Annotated in this window: 13 protein-coding genes; 9 read left to right on the top strand and 4 right to left on the bottom strand. The window is 59.5% G+C overall.

All coding sequences use genetic code 11. From position 1 onward, the window contains the following. Positions 1 to 461: 461 nt before the first annotated feature. Entirely contained in the window at positions 462 to 2,045 is a 1,584-nt protein-coding gene (locus ACRDD5_RS03260; protein WP_438675911.1) for a TerC family protein, read from the top strand. Between the two features lie 38 nt (positions 2,046 to 2,083). Here ACRDD5_RS03260 and asmA read toward each other — a convergent pair whose 3' ends face one another. The 3 genes from asmA to udk all read right to left on the bottom strand — a co-directional run bounded on the left by asmA (position 2,084) and on the right by udk (position 5,273). Beyond that, complete coding sequence (asmA, locus tag ACRDD5_RS03255; RefSeq protein ID WP_438675910.1) at positions 2,084 to 3,937, bottom strand: outer membrane assembly protein AsmA; 1,854 nt, start codon at positions 3,935 to 3,937, stop codon at positions 2,084 to 2,086. Between the two features lie 21 nt (positions 3,938 to 3,958). After that, positions 3,959 to 4,540 carry a dCTP deaminase gene (gene dcd, locus ACRDD5_RS03250; RefSeq protein ID WP_271282195.1) on the bottom strand — a complete coding sequence of 194 codons (582 nt, stop codon included), beginning with the start codon at positions 4,538 to 4,540 and terminating at the stop codon, positions 3,959 to 3,961. A 91-nt stretch (positions 4,541 to 4,631) separates the two neighbouring features. Next, positions 4,632 to 5,273 carry a uridine kinase gene (gene udk, locus ACRDD5_RS03245; RefSeq protein ID WP_271282194.1) on the bottom strand — a complete coding sequence of 214 codons (642 nt, stop codon included), beginning with the start codon at positions 5,271 to 5,273 and terminating at the stop codon, positions 4,632 to 4,634. 342 nt (positions 5,274 to 5,615) lie between these two features. On the opposite strand from udk, the gene ACRDD5_RS03240 reads away from it, so the two are divergent. Continuing rightward, positions 5,616 to 8,945, top strand: coding sequence for a diguanylate cyclase (locus ACRDD5_RS03240; RefSeq protein ID WP_438675909.1), 3,330 nt, complete (start codon positions 5,616 to 5,618; stop codon positions 8,943 to 8,945). Here the strand turns inward: ACRDD5_RS03240 and alkA are convergent. Beyond that, the gene (alkA, locus tag ACRDD5_RS03235; RefSeq protein ID WP_438675908.1) at positions 8,913 to 9,779 is read right to left on the bottom strand and encodes a DNA-3-methyladenine glycosylase 2; all 867 of its coding nucleotides are present in this window, start codon (positions 9,777 to 9,779) and stop codon (positions 8,913 to 8,915) included. The two genes, ACRDD5_RS03240 and alkA, sit on opposite strands and share 33 nt — an antisense overlap. Positions 9,780 to 9,911: 132 nt before the next feature. Between alkA and yegD the strand changes: the two genes are divergently transcribed. The 7 genes from yegD (at position 9,912) to baeR (ending at position 22,386) form a co-directional block, all read left to right on the top strand. Further along, the gene (gene yegD / locus ACRDD5_RS03230) at positions 9,912 to 11,264 is read left to right on the top strand and encodes a molecular chaperone (RefSeq protein ID WP_438675907.1); all 1,353 of its coding nucleotides are present in this window, start codon (positions 9,912 to 9,914) and stop codon (positions 11,262 to 11,264) included. 151 nt (positions 11,265 to 11,415) lie between these two features. Continuing rightward, entirely contained in the window at positions 11,416 to 12,648 is a 1,233-nt protein-coding gene (locus ACRDD5_RS03225; protein WP_438675906.1) for an MdtA/MuxA family multidrug efflux RND transporter periplasmic adaptor subunit, read from the top strand. Further along, positions 12,648 to 15,770, top strand: coding sequence for an MdtB/MuxB family multidrug efflux RND transporter permease subunit (locus ACRDD5_RS03220; RefSeq protein ID WP_438675905.1), 3,123 nt, complete (start codon positions 12,648 to 12,650; stop codon positions 15,768 to 15,770). The genes ACRDD5_RS03225 and ACRDD5_RS03220 overlap by 1 nt, the downstream gene beginning before the upstream one ends. Beyond that, complete coding sequence (gene mdtC / locus ACRDD5_RS03215; protein WP_438675904.1) at positions 15,771 to 18,848, top strand: multidrug efflux RND transporter permease subunit MdtC; 3,078 nt, start codon at positions 15,771 to 15,773, stop codon at positions 18,846 to 18,848. It abuts the gene before it with no gap. Then, the gene (locus tag ACRDD5_RS03210) at positions 18,849 to 20,264 is read left to right on the top strand and encodes an MFS transporter (protein ID WP_438675903.1); all 1,416 of its coding nucleotides are present in this window, start codon (positions 18,849 to 18,851) and stop codon (positions 20,262 to 20,264) included. It begins immediately after the preceding gene. Further along, complete coding sequence (gene baeS, locus ACRDD5_RS03205; RefSeq protein WP_438675902.1) at positions 20,261 to 21,664, top strand: two-component system sensor histidine kinase BaeS; 1,404 nt, start codon at positions 20,261 to 20,263, stop codon at positions 21,662 to 21,664. The genes ACRDD5_RS03210 and baeS overlap by 4 nt, the downstream gene beginning before the upstream one ends. Then, on the top strand, positions 21,661 to 22,386 hold the full coding sequence (gene baeR / locus ACRDD5_RS03200; protein ID WP_271282185.1) for a two-component system response regulator BaeR: 726 nt from the start codon (positions 21,661 to 21,663) through the stop codon (positions 22,384 to 22,386). Before baeS ends, baeR begins: the two co-directional genes overlap by 4 nt. The last annotated feature ends 9 nt before the right edge of the window (positions 22,387 to 22,395 follow it).

Genomic DNA, 22,395 nt, shown 5'->3' with positions numbered 1-22,395 from the left:
GGATAAACACCCTCATTGGCATGGCTTAACGGAAAAATATGTCAGGCAGGATAAATCCGAACCAAATATAGTTTTTCAGGCGATTAAACCGACACAGAAAATAGCAGCAAGATACGGAGGTATGTGATGCTGGAAGAATTGTTGCAGCTAACCGAATATCAGGCAAGGAAACATCCGCAAGGAAAGACCTTTTAAGATTAATATTAACGGTATCATTCCCACGCTTTTAGGAATTACTTTATATTGACATTATTAAAGGGATAAATTCAGCATGCGATATTTCTTATTTTATCTATTTCCAGAACATTTACGCTATTAACACACAGAGTGCAGGGATAATGATTGCCGTATTTTCCACCCGACAGCAGAGAGAAATTGCCAACCGGGATTGCATTTTCTCGCCCTGGTATCCATGATCGGAATGTGACAATTGTCATTTCACATGAGGTATTACTCCCACTATGGAATGGATAGCAGATCCATCAATATGGGCCGGTCTGGTCACCCTGGTGGTGCTGGAACTTGTGCTCGGTATCGATAACCTGGTCTTTATCGCCATTCTCGCCGAAAAACTGCCTCCCGCGCAGCGCGACCGCGCCCGTATCACCGGCCTGCTGCTGGCAATGGTGATGCGCCTGTTGCTGCTGGCCTCTATCTCCTGGCTCGTAACGCTCACCCGTCCGCTGTTCACGTTGTACGGCCACGGCTTTAGCGCCCGGGATCTGATCATGCTCTTCGGCGGGCTGTTCCTGATTTTCAAAGCCACGGTCGAACTCAACGAAAGGCTGGAAGGTAAGGACAGCGAAAACACCACCCAGCGGCGCGGCGCTAAATTCTGGCCAGTCGTGGCGCAAATCGTGGTGCTGGATGCGGTCTTCTCGCTGGACTCGGTGATCACCGCCGTGGGGATGGTCGACCAACTGCCGGTTATGATGGCCGCCGTGATTATCGCCATTATCCTGATGGTGATGGCCAGCAAGTCGCTGACGCGTTTTGTGAATAACCATCCGACGATTGTCATCCTCTGTCTCAGCTTCCTGCTGATGATCGGCTTTAGCCTGGTGGCCGACGGGTTTGGCTTCCATATCCCGAAAGGCTATCTGTACGCCGCGATTGGCTTCTCGGTGATTATTGAGGCGCTGAACCAGCTGGCAATCTTCAACCGTCGGCGCTTCCTGTGGGCCAACCAGACGCTGCGCCAGCGCACGGCAGAAACGGTGGTACGCCTGCTGAGCGGCCGAAAAGAGGATGCAGAGCTGGATGCGCAATCCTCTTCGCTGCTGGCGGATCACGATAACAGCCCGATCTTTGATCCGCAGGAGCGACGAATGATTGAGCGGGTGCTGAACCTCAATCAGCGTTCCGTCAGTAGCATCATGACCTCGCGCCATGATATTGAGCATATCGACCTCAACGCGCCGGAGATGAGCATTCGCGCGCTGCTGGAGAAGAACCAGCACACCCGCATCGTGGTGACCGGTGGCGAACAGGAAGAGGAGCTGCTGGGGGTGGTGCACGTCATCGATCTGCTCAATCAGCAGCTGCAGGGCGAGGCGCTGAACCTGCGCGCGCTGGTGCGTCAACCGCTGGTCTTCCCGGAAGGACTACCGCTGCTGCAGGCGCTGGAACAGTTCCGTAATGCCCGCACCCACTTCGCCTTTGTGGTGGATGAATTTGGCTCTGTGGAAGGGTTAGTGACGCTCAGCGACGTGATGGAGACCATCGCCGGGAATCTGCCTAATGAAGTGGAAGAGCTCGACGCCCGGCATGATATTCAGAAGAACGCCGACGGCAGCTGGACCGCCAACGGCCACATGCCGCTGGAGGACCTGGTGCAGTACGTGCCGCTGCCGCTGGACGAGAAACGCGAATACCATACGATTGCCGGTCTGCTGATGGAGAATCTGCAGCGCATTCCGCAGCCGGGAGAAGAGGTTCAGGTGGGGGAATACGCCCTGAAAACGCTGGAGGTGGAAAACCACCGGGTGCAGAAAGTGCAGCTGATCCCGCTGAGTGTGGAAGAGGATGGGGATTACGAGCTTTGAGGTTTCCCCTCACCTCGATGAGGTGAGGGGATTCACGACTATAACTTATCCAGCAACTTCTTCACGTCTTTGCTGTTTTTCGAATCTTTGTTCTTCTCGGCCCAGTCGCCCAGCCGACGCTTCGCTTCATCCTGCAGATGTTTACGCAGCAGTTGATCCACCTGCAGGCTGTAGTGCAGCGCCTGCCAGTTGCCATACACATTCAACGGGATCGGCGTCTCTTTCAGGAAATCGATCAGCTTACCTTCGCCGAGCCAGCCTTCCAGCACCCGGATTTTAAAGCGGGTGTCGGCCGTCTCTTTCACCAGATCCAGCGTACCTTTTCCTTCAAGGGTCAGCATCGGCGAGCTGCCTTGCATGTTTTCCAGCGCAAGCTGACCGTTGTTAAGCGACAGGTCGGTAACAAAACTGTCCAGACGGGTGGCGTTGTCAAAGTTATCCTCCACTTTGACGTTACTGCTGCGCTCTACCGCCTGCTGAACCAGCTGCTGGAAGTTAAGCCCTTCCATGCGGGTGTTGCGCATATCGATGTGCGCATCGCCCTGCCAGCTACGGCGGAACGCTTCGGCGTCGATCTTATTGCCCGCGAAATCCCCCGCCATCGTCAGGCTGCCGGTCAGGGAGATCGGATAGTCGAACGCCTTCAGAATGGTGCCAATCTCAATATTGTCGAGACGCGGCTGGAAGGCGGCCTGGGCCGTGGCTTTACGCACGTCGAGCGTGCCGGGTAGCGACAGATGCCCCTGCCCCATCTTACCGCTCAGCTCAGTGATGGTCAGCAGCCCGTTAGCGTTGCTCATCTGGCTGCTCACCTGGGTGAAGTCCATCCCGCGCCAGCGCACGCTGTTCGCCTTCAACAGAATGTCAGCATCAAAGCCACGCAGACCGTTGTAGTCCGGCTGGTTGAGGTTAGAGGAGATCACCGGCCGCGTCTGCTTCGGCTGCTTTTGCCCCTGCTGGGTCGCCTCGCGATCGGCCGTTGATACCGCCGCCTGAGCCGGGAGCAGGTTTTCCAGATTGAGCTTGTCGAACTGCAGGTCAATGTTCCATTGCGGTTCATTGCTCAGGATCACGCTGGCCTGACCGGACAGGGTGCTGTCATTGGCCTGTAGATTGAGTTTATTGAGTTCGAGCTTTTTATGCTCTTCCTGCCACTGCGCCTGCAGATCGCCCTTGCCGGTAATGCCCTGGGTCGGCAGGTCGGCACCGGTCAGCTGCCAGCTGAGCTGCTGGATATTGGTGCTCAGCAGATGCGGATAGTCAGAGGCATCAACGTCGGCATGGAAAGAGAGGGTCAGATCGCGCTGATTGCGGTTCACGCGGGCGCTGAATTCAACCGTGCCCTTGTGGTGTTCATCCTGCTCCATCTGCAGGTTGAGATTACGCACCGTAACCTGCTCGTCGTCTTCATGCTGGAACACCAGCACGCTGTCCGCCACTTTAAGGCGGCCAATATCAAACGACCAGCCGGTATCTTCGGCTTTGTCAGGCAAGGTGTTTTCGCGCGGGGCAACAGGTGCATCGACGTTGCGCACCGCCTCGCTTTGCGGGGTGAGCTGGATAACCGCCCCTTTCAGCATGACCTGGTTTACCTGCAACTGGTGCGACAGCAGCGGGATCAGCGCCACATCCAGACGCATATTATCCGCGGCAATCAGCGGCGCAGAAGCACCCGGCGCGGTCAACGACATGCGCCCGGAAAGTATGCTGAGCTGCGGCCAGACGTGCCAGCGCAGCGGTCCGTCGAGCTTCAGCGCATAGCCGCTACGCGCCTCAACCTGACGCACCATGTAGGCACGAAAGTCATTGGGGTTAACCAGCAGAACCAACGCTGACAGGCCTGCAACCAGCACCACCAGCAAGATCATCAGCGTGGTCAGAACTCTTCTCATGGCTTCCTCTGTGGGCCGGGGTCAGTCTTTATCGATACGACTGGCGACCGCACCCTGCTGGTCGCGATATTTGGCATCCTGGCGGCGGTTGTACGGACGTACCGCCGGGTTGCTTAACGGCTCGAAGCTCAACGCGCCAATCATCATGCCCGGGCGCAAGGCCAGCGGCAGTTTACCGGCGTTGAAAAACTCCAGCACGATACGCCCGGACCAGCCGGGATCGATACGGTGCGCGGTGACGTGGACCATCAGCCCAAGACGCGCCAGCGATGAGCGCCCATCGAGCCATCCCACCAGATCCGCAGGCAGGGTTATCGATTCAAACGTCACGGCCAGCGCCAGCTCACCCGGATGCAGATAAAATGCTTCGCCGTCAGCCAGCACGATTTCGTCGCTCATCACGCGTTCCAGCGCGGCGCTGACTTCGTCCTTCGGCCCGCTCAGGTCGATAAAGGGGGCGGTATGGCCGCTAAAGGTACGAAACTTATTCCCCAGACGCACATCGACAGTAACGCCGTTAATCCGCTCTACCGGCGGGCGCGGGGTGATTTCCAGACGGCCTTCGTCCAGCCAGGCTTCAATATCTTGGTCACAAAGACGCATCCCACTTTCTCCTTTCGTGCACTGCGCCCTCGGGCAAATGCTGCCGAAGGGCGAACCCGGTTATCGTTGAACGGTACACAATTTGCGCGTGTTATTCAAAAAACTGGCTGATTTTCGCTTTCAGAATATCAATGGCGATGCGGTTTTTACCCCCGCGCGGCACGATAATGTCGGCATACTGTTTGGACGGTTCAATAAACTGCAGGAACATAGGACGGACGGTTTTCTGGTACTGGGCCATCACCGAATCCATTGAGCGGCCGCGCTCGTTGACGTCGCGCTTGATGCGGCGCATCAGGCAGATATCCAGCGGGGTATCGACAAAAATCGAGAAATTCATGGATTCGCGCAGGCGAGCGTCGGTCAGCAGCAGGATCCCTTCAAGGATAATGACCTTTTTCGGCTCAATGCGGACGGTGTCCTGAAGACGAGTGTGTTCCACATAGCTATACACCGGCAGCTCAATGGCGGTGCCGTTCTTCAGAGCCTGAAGATGCTGGAACAGCAGACTGTGATCCATCGCGCTCGGATGGTCGTAGTTGGTTTTAACACGCTCTTCCATCGACAGATGGCTTTGATCTTTGTAATAGCTGTCTTCTGGAATGACGCCGATGTGCTCATCACCGACCTGTTCACGTAATTCACGGTAAAGCGTACTGGCAATGAGACTTTTACCTGAAGCCGATGCGCCGGCGATGCCTATAATGACGCACTGATGAGACTTATCAGTCATAAATTTTGCGACCTGAGTAACCTGGATGTAAGGAAGGACGACGCCTGAGCGTCAAACGCGGCAATTATAGGGATTTCGCGGTCCCGATACCAGTCGAATAGGTTTGTTTAGCGAGACGCGTTCAAAGTGCGCGCGAATTGCCCCTGACGCAAATTTTACCGGTCAGTTTTAACGCGTTAAAGATGAATTTTTTGCAGGATAAGTATTTAATAACCCTGCGATGTCAAATTATGAGCAGACACCATATTAATTGTAAATTGTTTGTACTAGCATGATCGAAATTAAAAAATGAACGCGTCCGGAGTTGACTCCTGGCGGTATGGCGTCTTCGGATAAGCGGTAATGAATAAAAAATACCAGCGCGTTTTAGTCACTACGCCCCATCCTTTACTACGGCTTGTCAGTCTTGGTTTACTTACCTTTATCTTTACCCTTTTCTCACTCGAATTAACGCGTTTCGGCACGTTTCTCGCACCGCTATGGTTCCCGACCGCCATTATGATGGTGGCGTTCTATCGCCACGCCGGGAAGATGTGGCCGGGGATCGCGCTCGCCTGCACCTTAGGTAATCTCGGTGCCTCCTGGATGCTGTTCTCCTGGGAGATGATCAATCTCTGGTATGTGACGATCAACGTGCTGGAAGCCTGCGTCGGCGCCCTGCTGCTGCGCAAACTGCTGCCCTGGTATAATCCGCTGCAGAATCTCGGGGACTGGATCCGCCTGGCGATTGGCAGCGCCCTGATCCCGCCGGTGCTGGGTGGCGTGCTGGTCTATTTTCTGGCGCCGGGCGATGCGCCGCTGCGCAACTTTTTGGTGTGGGTGCTCTCAGAGTCGATCGGCTCGCTGGCGCTGGTGCCGCTGGGCCTGCTGTTCAAACCGCACTACCTGCTGCGTCATCGCAATCCCCGACTGCTGTTAGAAACGCTGGTCACCATGGCGGTCACCATGCTGCTGAGCTGGATCTCGCTGCGTTTTCTGCCGTGGCCTTTCACCGCCATTATCGTGCTGCTGATGTGGAGCGCCGTACGCCTGCCGCGCCTTGAAGCGTTTCTGGTGTTCCTGGTGACGGTGATGATGGTGTCGCTGATGATAGCCGCCAACCCGATCGCGCTGGTGACCCAAAACGCCAGCGCGATGGTCAATGCCCCGTGGCTGCCGTTCCTGATGATGCTGATCCCCGCCAACGTGATGACCATGGTGATGTATGCCTTCCGCGCCGAGCGTAAACACATCACTGAGAGCGAAGAGCGGTTCCGTAATGCGATGGAGTATTCCGTCATCGGCATGGCGCTGGTCGGCATCGAAGGCCAGTGGCTGCAGGCTAACAAAGCACTGTGTCAGTTTCTCGGCTACAGCCAGTCCGAGCTTCAGTCCCTGAGCTTCCAGCAGATGACCTGGCCGGAAGATCTGCACAACGATGTGGAACAGCTGGAGCGGCTGCTCAGAGGCGAAATAAACAGTTATTCGCTGGAGAAACGCTACTACACCCGCAACGGCGACGTGGTCTGGGCGCTGCTGGCGGTATCGCTGGTACGTCACGCCGACGGCACGCCGCTGTACTTTATCGCCCAGATTGAAGACATCAACGATCTTAAGCATACCGAGTGGGTCAATAAGCGTCTGATGGAGCGTATTACGCTGGCCAACGAAGCAGGCGGGATTGGCATCTGGGAGTGGGACGTTAAACCGGACGTGATCAGCTGGGACAAGCGCATGTTCGATCTGTACGAAGTGCCTGCGCACATCAAGCCCACCTGGCAGCTGTGGCATGAATGTATGCTGCCGGAAGATCGCGCCCAGGCCGAACAGGTGGTGCGCGATTCGCTGGCAGCCCGCACCCCGTTCAAGATTGAGTTCCGTATCCGGGTGAAAGACGGCGTGCGCCACATCCGCGCCCTGGCGAACCGGGTGCTGAATAAGCAGGGCGAAGTGGAGCGTCTGCTCGGCATCAATATGGACATGACCGAGGTCAAAGAGCTGAACGAGGCGCTGTTCCAGGAAAAAGAGCGTCTGCACATTACGCTCGACTCCATCGGCGAAGCGGTGCTTTGTACCGATATCAATATGAACGTCACCTTTATGAACCCGGTGGCGGAAAAAATGAGCGGCTGGCTGCAGCATGAAGCGATGTCCCAGCCGATCCTCTCGGTACTGCACATCACCTTCGGCGATAACGGCCCGCTGATGGAAAATATTCACAGCGGCGATATGTCCCGTTCGGATATGGAACAGGACGTTGTTCTCCACAGCCGCAGCGGCGGCAGCTACGACATCCACTACAGCATTACGCCGCTAAGCACTCTCGACGGGCAGAATATCGGCTCGGTGCTGGTGATCCAGGACGTGACCGAATCGCGCAAAATGCTGCGCGAGCTGAGCTACAACGCCTCCCACGACGCCCTCACCCACCTGGCAAACCGCGTCAGCTTCGAAAGCTATCTCAAGCGGATGCTGCAGACCGTGCAGGAGACGCGCCAGCGTCATGCGCTGGTGTTTATCGATCTGGACCGCTTTAAAGCCGTCAACGATACCGCAGGTCACGCGGCGGGCGATGCTCTGCTGCGGGAGCTCTCTTCGCTGATGCTGAGCATGCTGCGCTCCAGCGATATGCTGGCACGTCTGGGCGGGGATGAATTTGGCCTGCTGCTGCCGGACTGCAACACGGAAAGCGCGCGCTACATCGTCGGTCGCCTGATTACGGCGATTAACGAGTACCACTTTCTCTGGGAAGGCCGTCTGCACCGGATTGGCGCCAGCGCCGGGATCACCCAGATTGACGAGCGCAACCATCAGGCGGCCGAAGTGATGTCGCAGGCCGATATCGCCTGCTACTCCTCGAAAAACAGCGGCCGCGGCGTAGTGACGGTGTATGAGCCGCAGCAGGAACGCGCGCAGAACGCCCAGGACGCCATCTCGCTGGATGAGCAGTGGCATATGATCAAAGACAACCATTTGCTGATGATTGCCCGCAGCGTCGCCTCCCCACGGATTCCTGAAAGCAGCAACTTCTGGATGCTCTCTCTGCGCCTGTGGACCAGCGAAGGAAAGATGCTGGAAGAACAGGCCTTCCGGGCCGGGCTGGCCGAGCCTGAGCTGATCCACGCCCTCGACCGACGCATTTTGCAGGAGTTTTTCCGCAATTTCGCCGCGCCGCTGACCCATAAAGGCATGGGCGTGGCTCTGCCGCTGTCGATGGCCGGACTGGCCAGTATTACGCTGGTGGATGAGTTGCTGGAGATGCTGGCCAAAAGCCTGCTCCCGTCGCGACTCCTGCATCTGGTGGTGCACGTCAGCGTGCTGACGCAGGCAGATGACAACATCCGCGTCAATCTGCAGAAGCTGCGCCATGCCGGATGCCGGATTGTCCTCAGCCACGTCGGGCGCGACATGGACGTGTTCAATCACCTCAATACTCACATGGCCGACTATCTGCTGATCGACCCGGAGCTGGTGGTCAACGTCCACGGCAATCTGATGGACGAGATGCTGGTGACCATTATTCAGGGCCACGCCGTACGGCTGGGGATGAAAACCATCGCCGGGCCAAGCAATCAACCAATCATGATGGACACCCTGTCCGGAATTGGCATCGACTATATCTTCGGCGACACCATTGGCGAACCGCAGCCGCTGGAACTGCTACTGAATACCAGCTATTTCGCCATCAACTGATGGCGCCCAGCCTTCGGTATACCAGATGTGCAGCAGGGCGTAAGATCGCCACGGCTGCCAGCGCTCGGCATAGCGGCGGATTTGCGCAGGCGTCATGCCCGCAAAGCGCTGCTTAATCAGATAATCGTCCGCTAAAAAGACATCTTTCGCCTGCCAGCCACGCAGGGCGAAATAGTTTGCCGTCCAGCGGCCAATTCCTGGCCGGGTTTGCAGGGCTTTCATCGCACTGTGGATATCGTCTGGCGTCTGCGTCGGAAAATCCCCCGCTACCACCGACTGCGCCAGATGAATCAACGATTCCGCCCGCTTGACCGGCATCCCCAGCGCTTTCAGCGCCAGCGGGTCGGCCTTTGCCAGCGCGGCAGGTGTCGGAAAACAGACGTAGTCAGTCTGCGCCAGGGGCTCGCCGTACAGCGCCGCCACCCTCCCGGCCAGCTTCGCCGCCATCGCCACGCTGACCAGCTGGCCAAGAATGGCGCGTACGCCTTGTTCAAACGCATCCATCGAGCCCGGCAGGCGTAAACCGGGCCGCGCCTCACCGAGATCCCCGAGGGCCTGTACTATCTGCTGTGGGTCGCAATCCAGATCGAAGAGACGGGCGATGCGCGCCAGGCACTGTTCCCGGACAGGCAGGAGGCCATCGCTCAGCGTAACCTGTAACGTGCTGGCACGCAGATTTGGCGTCACGCGGATCAGTCCCCGATGCCCGTCGTAGGCAAAACTGCGCGTATAGTCGGTGGCGGTAACAGTTTCCACGCCCTTCAGCGCACGGGCGGCGAGAAAATCAAACATCCATTGCCAGTCATAGGGTGGCTGCCAGCTGAGGGTAAACATGGTTGCTCCTTTTTGGTGTTGTCACAGCATAAACGGAGTTTGGCCGTTGTGCCTTGCTTTCATATTCCAGTTGTCGCCAGCCTGACATTTCGCTAAAGTCTCGCCCCTTCTCAATGGCATGGGGATCCTGCAGTGTTTATTGGATTTGACTATGGCACCGCCAACTGTTCCGTTGCGGTGATGCAAAACGGGCAGCCACAGCTGCTCAAAATGGAAAACAACAGCACGCTGCTGCCGTCGATGATCTGCGCCCCGACCCGCGAAGCGGTGAGCGAGTGGCTGTACCGCCATCATCAGGTTCCGGCCACCGGCACGGAAACGCAGGCGCTGCTGCGCCGCGCAGTGAATTTTAACCGCGACGAAGATATCGACGTGACCCCGGCCAGCGTGCAGTTCGGCCTGTCGTCACTGGGTCACTATATTGAGGATCCGGAAGAGGTGTACTTCGTTAAGTCACCGAAATCGTTCCTCGGTGCCAGCGGCCTGAAGCCACAGCAGGTGGCGCTGTTTGAAGATCTGGTCTGCGCCATGATGCTGCATATTCGCCAGCAGGCGCAGTCCCAGCTGACGGATGAGATAACCCAGGCAGTAATTGGTCGCCCGATCAACTTCCAGGGGCTGGGGGGCGATGAGGCCAACCAGCAGGCGCAGGGTATTCTTGAGCGTGCCGCCCAGCGGGCCGGTTTCCGCGACGTGGTGTTCCAGTACGAACCCGTTGCCGCCGGTCTGGATTTTGAAGCAACCCTCACGGAAGAAAAACGCGTGCTGGTCGTCGATATCGGCGGCGGGACCACCGACTGTTCGCTGCTGCTGATGGGCCCGCAGTGGCATCAGCGTCGCGATCGCGAAACCAGCCTGCTGGGACACAGCGGCTGCCGCATCGGCGGTAACGATCTGGATATTGCGCTGGCCTTTAAGAGCCTGATGCCGCTGCTCGGTATGGGCGGACAGACGGAGAAAGGCACCGCGCTGCCGATCCTGCCGTGGTGGAACGCAGTGGCGATCAATGACGTACCCGCGCAAAGCGATTTCTACAGCGTTGCCAACGGCCGTTTCCTCAACGATCTGGTGCGCGACGCGCAGGACGGCGACAAAGTGGCCCTGCTGCATAAGGTCTGGCGTCAGCGCCTGAGCTACCGGATGGTGCGCAGCGCCGAAGAGAGCAAAATCGCCCTGTCAGAGGCGGTGGAACATGCCGTAACCCTGCCGTTTATCAGCGATGAGCTGGCCACCGCCATCAGCCAGCAGGGGTTGGAAGCGGCGCTTGCCCAGCCGCTGCAGCGCATTCTGGAGCAGGTGCAGCTGGCGCTGGATAATGGCAACGAACAGCCGGACGTGATTTACCTGACCGGCGGTAGCGCCCGTTCGCCGCTGATCAAGAAAGCACTGGCACAGCAGCTGCCAGGCATTCCGATTGCCGGAGGCGATGACTTTGGTTCCGTCACCGCCGGGCTGGCCCGCTGGGCACAGGTGGTCTTTAGCTAAGTCCCCATCGCCGGGCGGTGCTGCGCCGCCCGGCACTGCCCCTAATCAGACAATTCCAGACAGTGTTCCATATTTCCTCCATTTTTCTGCTCCCCTGCCTGACTAAACTAGTATCATTTCCCGCATTGATTCAGGAAGAGTACGTATAACGATGAAAGGCCGTCAAAAATCCCGCTGGGCAATCGCCGCTGGCATCATTGTGGTGGCCCTTGCCGCCGCCTGGTACTGGCATCAACACTCGTCGGCGCCCGCCGGTGCTACCAGCCAGCCGCCGCGCGCTGCGGGCGGTGGACGCCACGGGATGCGCGGCGGTGCGCTGGCACCGGTGCAGGCCGCGACCGCCGTCAGTCAATCCGTGCCGCGCTATCTCTCCGGCCTCGGCACGATCACCGCCGCCAATACCGCCACCGTCCGCAGCCGTGTTGATGGACAGCTGCTGGCTCTGCACTTCCAGGAAGGCCAGCAGGTGAAAGCTGGCGATCTGCTGGCCGAAGTCGACCCCAGCCAGTTCAAAGTGGCGCTGGCCCAGGCCCAGGGGCAGCTGGCGAAAGATAGCGCCACCCTAGCCAATGCCCGCCGCGATCTGGCACGTTACCAGCAGCTGGTAAAAACCAACCTCGTCTCCCGCCAGGAGCTCGACGCCCAGCAGGCGCTGGTCAATGAAAGCCTTGGCACGATTAAAGCCGATCAAGCCGCCGTCGCCAGCGCTCAGCTGCAGCTGGACTGGAGCCGCATCACCGCCCCTATTGACGGGCGCGTGGGCTTAAAACAGGTGGATATCGGCAACCAGATCTCCAGCGGGGATACCACCGGGATCGTGGTGATCACCCAGACCCACCCTATCGACCTGATTTTCACCCTGCCGGAAAGCGATATCGCCACGGTGATGCAGGCCCAGAAAGCGGGCCAGCCGCTGACGGTAGAAGCCTGGGACCGGGCTAACAAGCAGAAGCTCAGCGACGGTACCCTGCTGAGCCTGGACAACCAGATCGACACCACCACCGGCACCATCAAGCTGAAAGCGCGCTTTAGCAATCAGGATGACGCCCTGTTCCCGAACCAGTTTGTTAACGCCCGGATGCTGGTCGCCACCGAAGAGAACGCAGTGGTGATCCCGACTGCAGCGCTGCAGATGGGTAACGAAGGCAACTTCGTCTGGGTGCTGAACAGCGAAAGCAAGGTCAGCAAGCATCTGGTGAAAACGGGTATTCAGAACAGCCAGACCGTGGTGATCGCCGCCGGGCTGTCAGCGGGTGACCGCGTGGTCACTGACGGGATCGATCGTCTGACCGAAGGGGCCACCGTCGAAGTGGTCGAAGCACACAGCGCCACCCCGGCTCAACCGGCCAAACGTGAACGTAAAACCCAGGGAGCACATTCCTGATGCAGGTGTTACCACCCAGCTCCACGGGCGGGCCGTCACGCCTGTTTATCCTGCGCCCGGTTGCCACCACCCTGCTGATGGTGGCGATCCTGCTGGCGGGGATCATCGGCTACCGTTTCCTGCCGGTCTCTGCATTGCCCGAAGTGGATTACCCCACCATCCAGGTGGTGACGCTCTACCCTGGCGCCAGCCCGGACGTGGTGACCTCGGCAATCACCGCCCCCTTAGAACGCCAGTTCGGCCAGATGTCGGGCCTGAAACAGATGTCCTCGCAAAGCTCCGGCGGCGCGTCGGTGGTAACACTGCAGTTTCAGCTGACCCTGCCGCTGGACGTGGCCGAGCAGGAGGTGCAGGCCGCGATCAACGCCGCCACCAACCTGCTGCCGTCAGACCTGCCCAACCCGCCGGTGTACAGCAAAGTCAACCCGGCGGATCCGCCGATCATGACGCTTGCCGTCACCTCGTCCGCCATGCCGATGACCCAGGTCGAAGACATGGTTGAAACCCGCGTCGCGCAGAAGATCTCTCAGGTCTCCGGCGTCGGGCTGGTGACGCTCTCCGGCGGCCAGCGCCCGGCCGTGCGCGTCAAACTGAACGCTCAGGCGATTGCCGCTCTGGGGCTGACCAGCGAAACCATCCGCACCGCCATCAGCAGCGCCAACGTCAACTCGGCAAAAGGCTCCCTCGATGGTCCAAGCCGGGCGGTGACGCTCTCGGCCAACGATCAGATGCAGTCTGCCGATGAATATCGCCAGCTGATTGTCGCGTACCAGAACGGTGCGGCTATCCGTCTTGGCGACGTGGCCACCGTAGAACAAGGGGCAGAAAACAGCTGGCTCGGGGCCTGGGCTAACCAGCAGCAGGCGATTGTGATGAACGTCCAGCGCCAGCCGGGGGCCAATATTATTGATACCGCCGACAGCATTCGCGCCATGCTTCCCCAGCTGATTGAGAGCCTGCCAAAGTCGGTCAACGTTAAAGTGCTGTCGGATCGCACCACCAACATTCGTGCCTCGGTCAACGATACCCAGTTTGAGTTGATGCTGGCGATGGCGCTGGTGGTGATGATCATCTACCTGTTCCTGCGCAACGTGCCGGCGACCATTATTCCCGCCGTGGCGGTGCCACTGTCATTGATTGGCACCTTTGCGGTAATGGTGTTTCTCGATTTCTCGATCAACAACCTGACGCTGATGGCCCTGACCATCGCCACCGGCTTTGTGGTGGATGACGCCATTGTGGTTATCGAAAACATCTCACGCTATATCGAGAAGGGCGAAAAGCCACTGGCGGCGGCGCTGAAAGGCGCGGGCGAGATCGGCTTTACCATTATCTCGCTGACCTTCTCACTGATTGCGGTGCTGATCCCGCTGCTGTTTATGGGGGATATTGTCGGGCGTCTGTTCCGCGAGTTTGCGGTGACCCTGGCGGTGGCAATCCTGATCTCCGCCGTGGTGTCGCTGACGCTGACCCCGATGATGTGCGCCCGCATGCTCAGCGCCGAGTCCCTGCGCAAGCAAAACCGTTTCTCCCGCGCCTCTGAGCGGATGTTCGAGCGCATTATTGCCGCCTATGGCCGGATGCTGACCAAAGTGCTGAACCATCCGTGGGCGACCCTCGGCGTGGCGCTGGGCACCCTGGCCCTGAGCGTGTTGCTGTGGGTGATGATCCCCAAGGGCTTTTTCCCGATCCAGGATAACGGCATTATTCAGGGCACCTTGCAGGCGCCGCAGTCGGTGTCGTTTGCCAGCATGGCCCAGCGCCAGCAGCAGGTGGCGGAAGTGGTGATGAAAGATCCGGCGGTCGAAAGCCTGACCTCGTTTGTTGGCGTCGACGGCACGAATCCGTCGCTGAACAGCGCCCGCCTGCAGATTAACCTCAAACCGCTAAGCGATCGTGATGACCGGGTGAACACGGTGATCGAGCGTCTGCAAAGCGCCGTGGCCCGGGTGCCGGGCGTGGCGCTGTATCTGCAGCCGACCCAGGATCTTACTATTGATACCACCGTCAGCCGGACCCAGTACCAGTTCACCCTGCAGGCCACCACCCTGGACGCCCTCAGCACCTGGGTGCCGCAACTGGTAACACGCCTGCAGCAGCTGCCGCAGCTCTCGGACGTCAGCAGCGACTGGCAGGACAAAGGGCTGGCGGCCTACATCAACGTCGATCGCGACAGCGCCAGCCGGCTGGGCATTAGCATGGCGGATGTCGATAACGCCCTGTATAACGCCTTCGGTCAGCGGCTGATCTCCACCATCTACACCCAGGCCAACCAGTATCGGGTGGTGCTGGAGCACGACACCCGGCAGACCCCGGGTCTGGCAGGGCTCGACTCGGTGCGCATGACCAGCAGCAGCGGCGGCATTGTGCCGCTGAGCGCGATTGCGAAAGTGGAAGAGCGTTATACCCCGCTGGCGATTAACCATCTGGATCAGTTCCCGTCCACCACCATCTCGTTTAACGTCCCGGACGACTATTCGCTGGGCGAGGCGGTCGAAGCCATTCTCGCCGCCGAGAAAGATCTCAGCTTCCCGTCCGAGATCCAGACCCAGTTCCAGGGCAGCACTCTCGCCTTCCAGGCGGCGCTCGGCAACACCATATGGCTGATCGTCGCGGCGGTGGTGGCGATGTATATCGTCCTTGGCGTGCTGTACGAGAGCTTTATCCACCCGATCACCATTCTCTCGACCCTGCCGACCGCGGGCGTCGGGGCGTTACTGGCGCTGATGCTGGCTGGCAGCGAGCTGGACGTGATTGCGATAATCGGCATCATCCTGCTGATCGGTATCGTCAAGAAGAACGCCATCATGATGATCGACTTTGCCCTTGCCGCCGAGCGCGAGCAGGGGATGGCGCCGCGGGAGGCCATCTTCCAGGCCTGTCTGCTGCGTTTTCGTCCGATCCTGATGACCACTCTGGCGGCGCTGTTAGGCGCATTGCCGCTGATGCTCAGTACCGGCGTCGGGGCCGAGCTGCGGCGTCCGCTGGGGATTGGCATGGTTGGCGGCCTGCTGGTGAGCCAGGTGCTGACCTTGTTTACCACCCCGGTGATTTACCTGCTGTTCGACAGCCTGGCGCTGAAGATCAAGGCGCGTTTCCCGACGCGTGAAGAGGAGGCGTAAGTGAAGTTTTTCGCCCTCTTCATTTACCGCCCGGTAGCGACGATTTTGCTCTCTCTGGCCATTACCCTGTGCGGCGTGCTGGGCTTTCGCCTGCTGCCGGTAGCCCCGCTGCCGCAGGTGGATTTCCCGGTGATCATGGTCAGCGCCTCGCTGCCCGGAGCCTCGCCGGAAACCATGGCCTCGTCGGTCGCCACGCCGCTGGAGCGCTCGCTCGGGCGCATTGCCGGGGTCAACGAAATGACCTCCAGCAGCTCGCTGGGCAGCACGCGCATCATTCTGGAATTTAACTTTAACCGCGATATCAACGGCGCAGCGCGGGACGTGCAGGCGGCGATCAATGCCGCCCAGAGCCTGCTGCCAAGCGGAATGCCGAGCCGGCCAACCTACCGCAAAGCGAACCCGTCCGATTCGCCGATCATGATCCTGACTCTGACCTCGGACACCTACTCTCAGGGTCAGCTGTACGATTTTGCCTCCACCCAGCTGGCGCAAACCATCGCCCAGATCGACGGCGTGGGGGATGTGGACGTCGGCGGCAGCTCCCTGCCCGCGGTACGCGTCGGGCTGAACCCGCAGGCGCTCTTTAACCAGGGCGTTTCGCTGGACGACGTGCGCAGCGCCATCAGCAACGCTAACGTGCGCAAGCCGCAGGGCGCGGTGGAGGACGGTTCGCGCCGCTGGCAGCTCCAGACCAACGATGAGCTGAAAACCGCCGCCGAATATCAGCCGTTGATTATTCACTACAACAACGGCGCGGCAGTGCGCTTAAGCGACGTGGCGAGCGTTACCGACTCGGTGCAGGACGTGCGTAACGCCGGGATGACCAATGCTAAACCGGCCATTCTGCTGATGATCCGCAAGCTGCCGGAAGCCAATATTATCCAGACGGTAAACAGCATCCGCGCGCGGCTGCCGGAACTGCAGGAGACCATTCCGGCGGCTATCGACCTGCAGATTGCCCAGGACCGCTCACCGACCATTCGTGCCTCGCTGGAAGAAGTGGAACAGTCGCTGATTATCTCGGTGGCGCAGGGGATTCTGGTGGTGTTCCTGTTCCTGCGCTCCGGGCGCGCAACGCTGATCCCCGCCGTGGCGGTACCGGTGTCGCTGATTGGCACCTTCGCCGCCATGTACCTGTGCGGCTTTAGCCTCAACAACCTGTCGCTGATGGCCCTGACCATCGCCACCGGCTTTGTGGTGGATGATGCCATCGTGGTGCTGGAGAATATCTCCCGCCACCTTGAAGCCGGGATGAAGCCGCTGCAGGCGGCACTGCAGGGCACGCGCGAAGTGGGCTTTACGGTGCTGTCGATGAGCCTGTCGCTGGTGGCGGTGTTCCTGCCGCTGCTGCTGATGGACGGCCTGCCGGGGCGCCTGCTGCGCGAGTTTGCGGTCACCCTGTCGGTGGCGATTGGCATTTCGCTGGCGGTGTCGCTGACCCTGACCCCGATGATGTGTGGCTGGATGCTTAAGCGCAGCCCGCCCCACTCCCAGCCGCGTACCAAAGGCTTTGGCCGGATGCTGATCGCCCTGCAGGAAGGCTACGGTAAATCGTTAAAATGGGTGCTGAACCACACCCGAATCGTCGGGTTGGTGCTCATTGGCACCATCGTGCTCAACGTCTGGATGTATATTACCATCCCGAAAACCTTCTTCCCGGAGCAGGACACCGGAGTGCTGATGGGCGGCATTCAGGCCGACCAGAGCATCTCGTTCCAGGCGATGCGCGGCAAGCTGCAGGATTTCATGAAGATCATCCGCGAAGATGACGCCGTGGATAACGTCACCGGCTTTACCGGCGGCTCGCGGGTCAACAGCGGGATGATGTTTATCACCCTCAAGGCGCGCGACGTGCGTAACGAAAGCGCCCAGCAGGTGATCGACCGCCTGCGCATCAAGCTGGCAAAAGAGCCGGGAGCGAATATGTTCCTGGTGGCGGTGCAGGATATTCGCGTTGGCGGGCGTCAGTCTAACGCCAGCTATCAGTACACCCTGCTGTCGGACGATCTCGCTGCGCTGCGCGAATGGGAGCCGAAAATCCGTAAAGCGCTGGCGGCGCTGCCGGAGCTGGCGGACGTAAACTCCGACCAGCAGGACAACGGCGCCGAAATGGCGTTGACCTATGACCGGGAAACCATGTCGCGACTGGGGATCAACGTCGAAGCCGCCAACAGCCTGCTGAACAACGCCTTTGGCCAGCGGCAGATCTCAACCATCTATCAGCCGATGAACCAGTACAAGGTGGTGATGGAGGTCGATCCGCGCTATACCCAGGATATCAGCGCGCTGGATAAGATGTTTGTGATCAATAACGACGGTAAGGCGATTCCGCTATCTTATTTCGCCAGCTGGCGACCGGCTAACGCCCCCCTATCGGTCAACCATCAGGGGCTGTCGGCGGCGTCGACCGTGTCGTTTAACCTGCCGACCGGCTCGTCGCTCTCTGAAGCCAGCGAGGCGATCGCCCGCACCATGACCCAGCTCGGGGTGCCATCAACGGTGCGCGGCAGTTTTGCCGGGACCGCACAGGTGTTCCAGCAGACCATGAACTCGCAGGTGATTTTGATTCTGGCGGCGATTGCCACGGTCTATATCGTGCTGGGCATTCTGTATGAGAGCTACGTCCATCCGCTGACCATCCTCTCGACCCTGCCCTCGGCGGGCGTCGGGGCGCTGCTGGCACTGGAGCTGTTTGGTGCGCCGTTCAGCCTGATTGCGTTGATCGGCATTATGCTGCTGATCGGCATCGTCAAGAAGAACGCTATCATGATGGTCGACTTTGCGATCGAGGCGCAGCGCAACGGCAATATGACGCCGCAGGAAGCCATCTTCCAGGCCTGCCTGCTGCGTTTTCGCCCGATCATGATGACCACCCTGGCGGCGCTGTTTGGCGCGCTGCCACTGGTGATTTCCGCCGGCGACGGTGCGGAGCTGCGCCAGCCGCTGGGGATCACCATTGTTGGCGGTCTGGTGATGAGCCAGCTGCTGACGCTGTACACCACGCCGGTGGTCTATCTGTTCTTTGACCGCCTGCGGGTGCGTTTTTCATCTAAAAACAGAGAGACGGTAAGGGGATAAATGACTGACCTTCCGCGCAACGTTCGCTGGCAGCTATGGATTGTCGCCTTTGGCTTTTTTATGCAGGCGCTGGATACCACCATCGTTAATACGGCCCTTCCCTCGATGGCCAAAAGCCTGGGAGAGAGCCCGCTGCATATGCATATGGTGATTGTCGCCTACGTGCTGACGGTGGCGGTGATGCTGCCCGCCAGCGGCTGGCTGGCGGACAGGGTCGGGGTACGTAATATCTTCTTTACCGCCATTGTGCTGTTTACCGCCGGTTCCCTGTTTTGCGCCCAGGCCGACACCCTCAATGAGCTGATTATGGCTCGGGTGCTGCAGGGCGTCGGCGGAGCGATGATGGTGCCGGTGGGTAGGTTAACGGTGATGAAAATCGTGCCGCGGGCGCAGTACATGGCGGCGATGACTTTCGTCACCCTGCCCGGTCAGGTCGGGCCGCTGCTCGGTCCGGCGCTCGGCGGGATGCTGGTGGAGTACGCCTCCTGGCACTGGATCTTCCTGATTAACCTCCCAGTGGGCATTGTCGGGGCGATTGCCACCTTAATGCTGATGCCGAACTACACCATGCAGACACGACGCTTCGATCTGGTAGGCTTTTTCCTGCTGGCGGCCGGGATGGCGACGCTGACGCTGGCCCTTGACGGTCAGAAGGGGCTCGGGATCTCCACCCTGTCGCTGGTCGGGCTGGTGGCAATTGGGGTGATATCGATTCTGTGGTATCTGTGGCATGCCAGAGGCAATGACCGCGCCCTGTTCAGCCTGACGCTGTTTCGCAATCCCACCTACCGTCTGGGGCTGCTCGGCAGCTTTGCCGGGCGCATCGGCAGCGGCATGCTGCCGTTTATGACTCCGGTATTCCTGCAGATTGGGCTCGGCTTTTCCCCGTTCCACGCCGGGCTGATGATGATCCCGATGGTGCTGGGCAGCATGGGGATGAAGCGGATCGTGGTGCAGGTGGTGAACTACTTTGGCTATCGCCGGGTGCTGGTGGCCTCCACGCTGGGGCTGGCGCTGGTGAGCCTGCTGTTTATGGGCGTCGCCCTGCTGGGCTGGTATTACGTCCTGCCGCTGGTGCTGTTCTTCCAGGGAATAATCAACTCTATCCGCTTCTCGTCGATGAATACCCTGACGCTGAAAGATCTGCCCGATGAGCTGGCGAGCAGCGGCAACAGCCTGCTGTCGATGATTATGCAGCTCTCGATGAGCATCGGCGTCACCGTCGCCGGGATACTGCTGGGGATGTATGGCCAGCAGCATCTGGCGGCTGACAGCCCGGTTGTCCATCAGGTGTTCCTGTACACCTACATGAGCATGGCGCTGATTATCGCCCTGCCCGCCGTCGTGTTCGCCCGGGTTCCGGATGACACCAGCAAGAATGACGTCATCAGTCGGCGCAAAAGGAGTGAACCATGAAATTCTGGCGTCCCGGCATTACCGGTAAGCTTTTTCTGGCTATTTTTGCCACCTGTATCGTCCTGCTGGTCACCATGCACTGGGCGGTGCGGGTCAGCTTTGAGCGCGGGTTTATTGACTACATTAAGCACGGCAACGAGCAGCGGCTACAGGGGCTAAGCGACGCGCTGGGTGAGCAGTATGCCCTGCACGGCAACTGGCGTTTTTTACGCAACAATGACCGCTTTGTCTTCCAGATCCTGCGCTCGCTGGAGCACGACACTGACGACGATCGTCCCGGCGCGGGCATGCCGCCACACGGCTGGCGTACCCAGTTCTGGGTTGTCGACCAGCAGAAGCGCGTGCTGGTTGGCCCACGCGCCCCGGTACCTGAAGACGGCTCAAAGCGGGCAATCCTGGTAAACGGCGAGGCGGTTGGCTGGGTGATAGCTTCACCGGTTGAGCGACTGACGCGCAATACCGACATCAACTTTGACCGCCAGCAGCGCCAGACCAGCTGGTTGATCGTCGCCCTCTCCACCCTGCTGGCGGCGCTGGCCACCTTCCCGCTGGCGCGCGGGCTGTTGGCCCCGGTCAAACGGCTGGTGGACGGCACCCACCAGCTGGCGGCGGGCAATTTCTCGACCCGGGTGGATACCCGTAGCCAGGACGAGCTGGGCAAGCTGGCGCAGGACTTTAACCAGCTCGCCAGCACCCTGGAGAAGAACCAGCAGATGCGCCGGGATTTTATGGCGGATATCTCCCACGAGCTGCGCACCCCACTGGCGGTGCTGCGCGGCGAGCTGGAGGCGATCCAGGACGGGGTCCGCAAATTCACCCCCGAATCGGTCACTTCGTTGCAGGCCGAAGTTGGCACCCTGACCAAGCTGGTCAACGATCTGCACCAGCTTTCGATGTCCGACGAGGGGGCGCTGGCCTACCAAAAAGCGCCGGTCGACGTGATCAACATTCTGGAGGTCGCCAGCGGCGCCTTCCGCGATCGCTTCGCCAGCCGGGATCTGCGCATTGAGCTGTCGCTGCCGGAGAACGCCGTGATTTTTGGCGATCGGGACCGGCTGATGCAGCTGTTCAATAATCTACTGGAAAACTGCCTGCGCTATACCGACCCGGGGGGTGCGCTGCGCATCTCCGGCAGATGCGAAGATCAGCGTTTTGCCCTGACCTTTGCCGACACCGCCCCGGGCGTCACCGATGAACAGCTAACGAAGCTCTTTGAGCGCTTTTACCGCACCGAAGGTTCCCGTAACCGCGCCAGCGGCGGCTCCGGGCTGGGGCTGGCGATTTGTGTCAACATTGTTGAAGCCCACGGCGGGACGATCCGCGCCGCCCATTCGCCTTTTGGCGGGGTTAGCATTACAGTAGAGCTACCGCTGGAACGCGATTTATCGAGAGAAGCATGACTGATTTACCGATTGACGAAAACACCCCCCGAATTCTGATCGTCGAGGACGAACCGAAGCTGGGGCAGCTCCTGATCGACTATCTGCGGGCGGCAAGCTATGCCCCGTCGCTTATCAGCCACGGCGATAAAGTGCTGGCTTACGTGCGCCAGACGCCGCCGGATCTGATCCTGCTGGACCTGATGCTGCCCGGCACCGATGGCCTGACCCTGTGTCGCGAGATCCGCCGTTTCTCGGAAGTGCCGATTGTGATGGTGACCGCCAAAATCGAAGAGATCGACCGCCTGCTGGGGCTCGAGATTGGGGCTGATGATTACATCTGCAAACCCTACAGCCCGCGTGAAGTTGTGGCCCGGGTGAAAACCATTCTGCGCCGCTGCAAGCCCAAGCGTGAACTGCAGGCGCTGGATGCCGAAAGTCCGCTGATTATCGATGAAGGCCGCTTCCAGGCGAGCTGGCGCAGTAAGATGCTGGATTTAACCCCGGCGGAGTTTCGTCTGCTGAAAACCTTGTCGCACGAGCCGGGAAAAGTGTTCTCCCGCGAGCAACTGCTGAACCAGCTTTACGACGATTACCGGGTAGTGACCGACCGCACCATCGACAGCCACATTAAAAACCTGCGCCGCAAGCTGGAAGCGCTCGACGCCGATCAGTCGTTTATTCGCGCGGTGTACGGGGTGGGATATCGCTGGGAAGCAGATGCGTGCCGGATGGGTCAGTGAGGTAAACAA

The organism is Silvania sp., from assembly GCF_051656365.1.
Taxonomy (GTDB): Bacteria; Pseudomonadota; Gammaproteobacteria; order Enterobacterales; family Enterobacteriaceae; genus Enterobacter; species Enterobacter hatchlandensis.
Note: the sequence above shows the minus strand (reverse complement) of the source record. Positions and strands in the feature narration are given on the sequence as shown.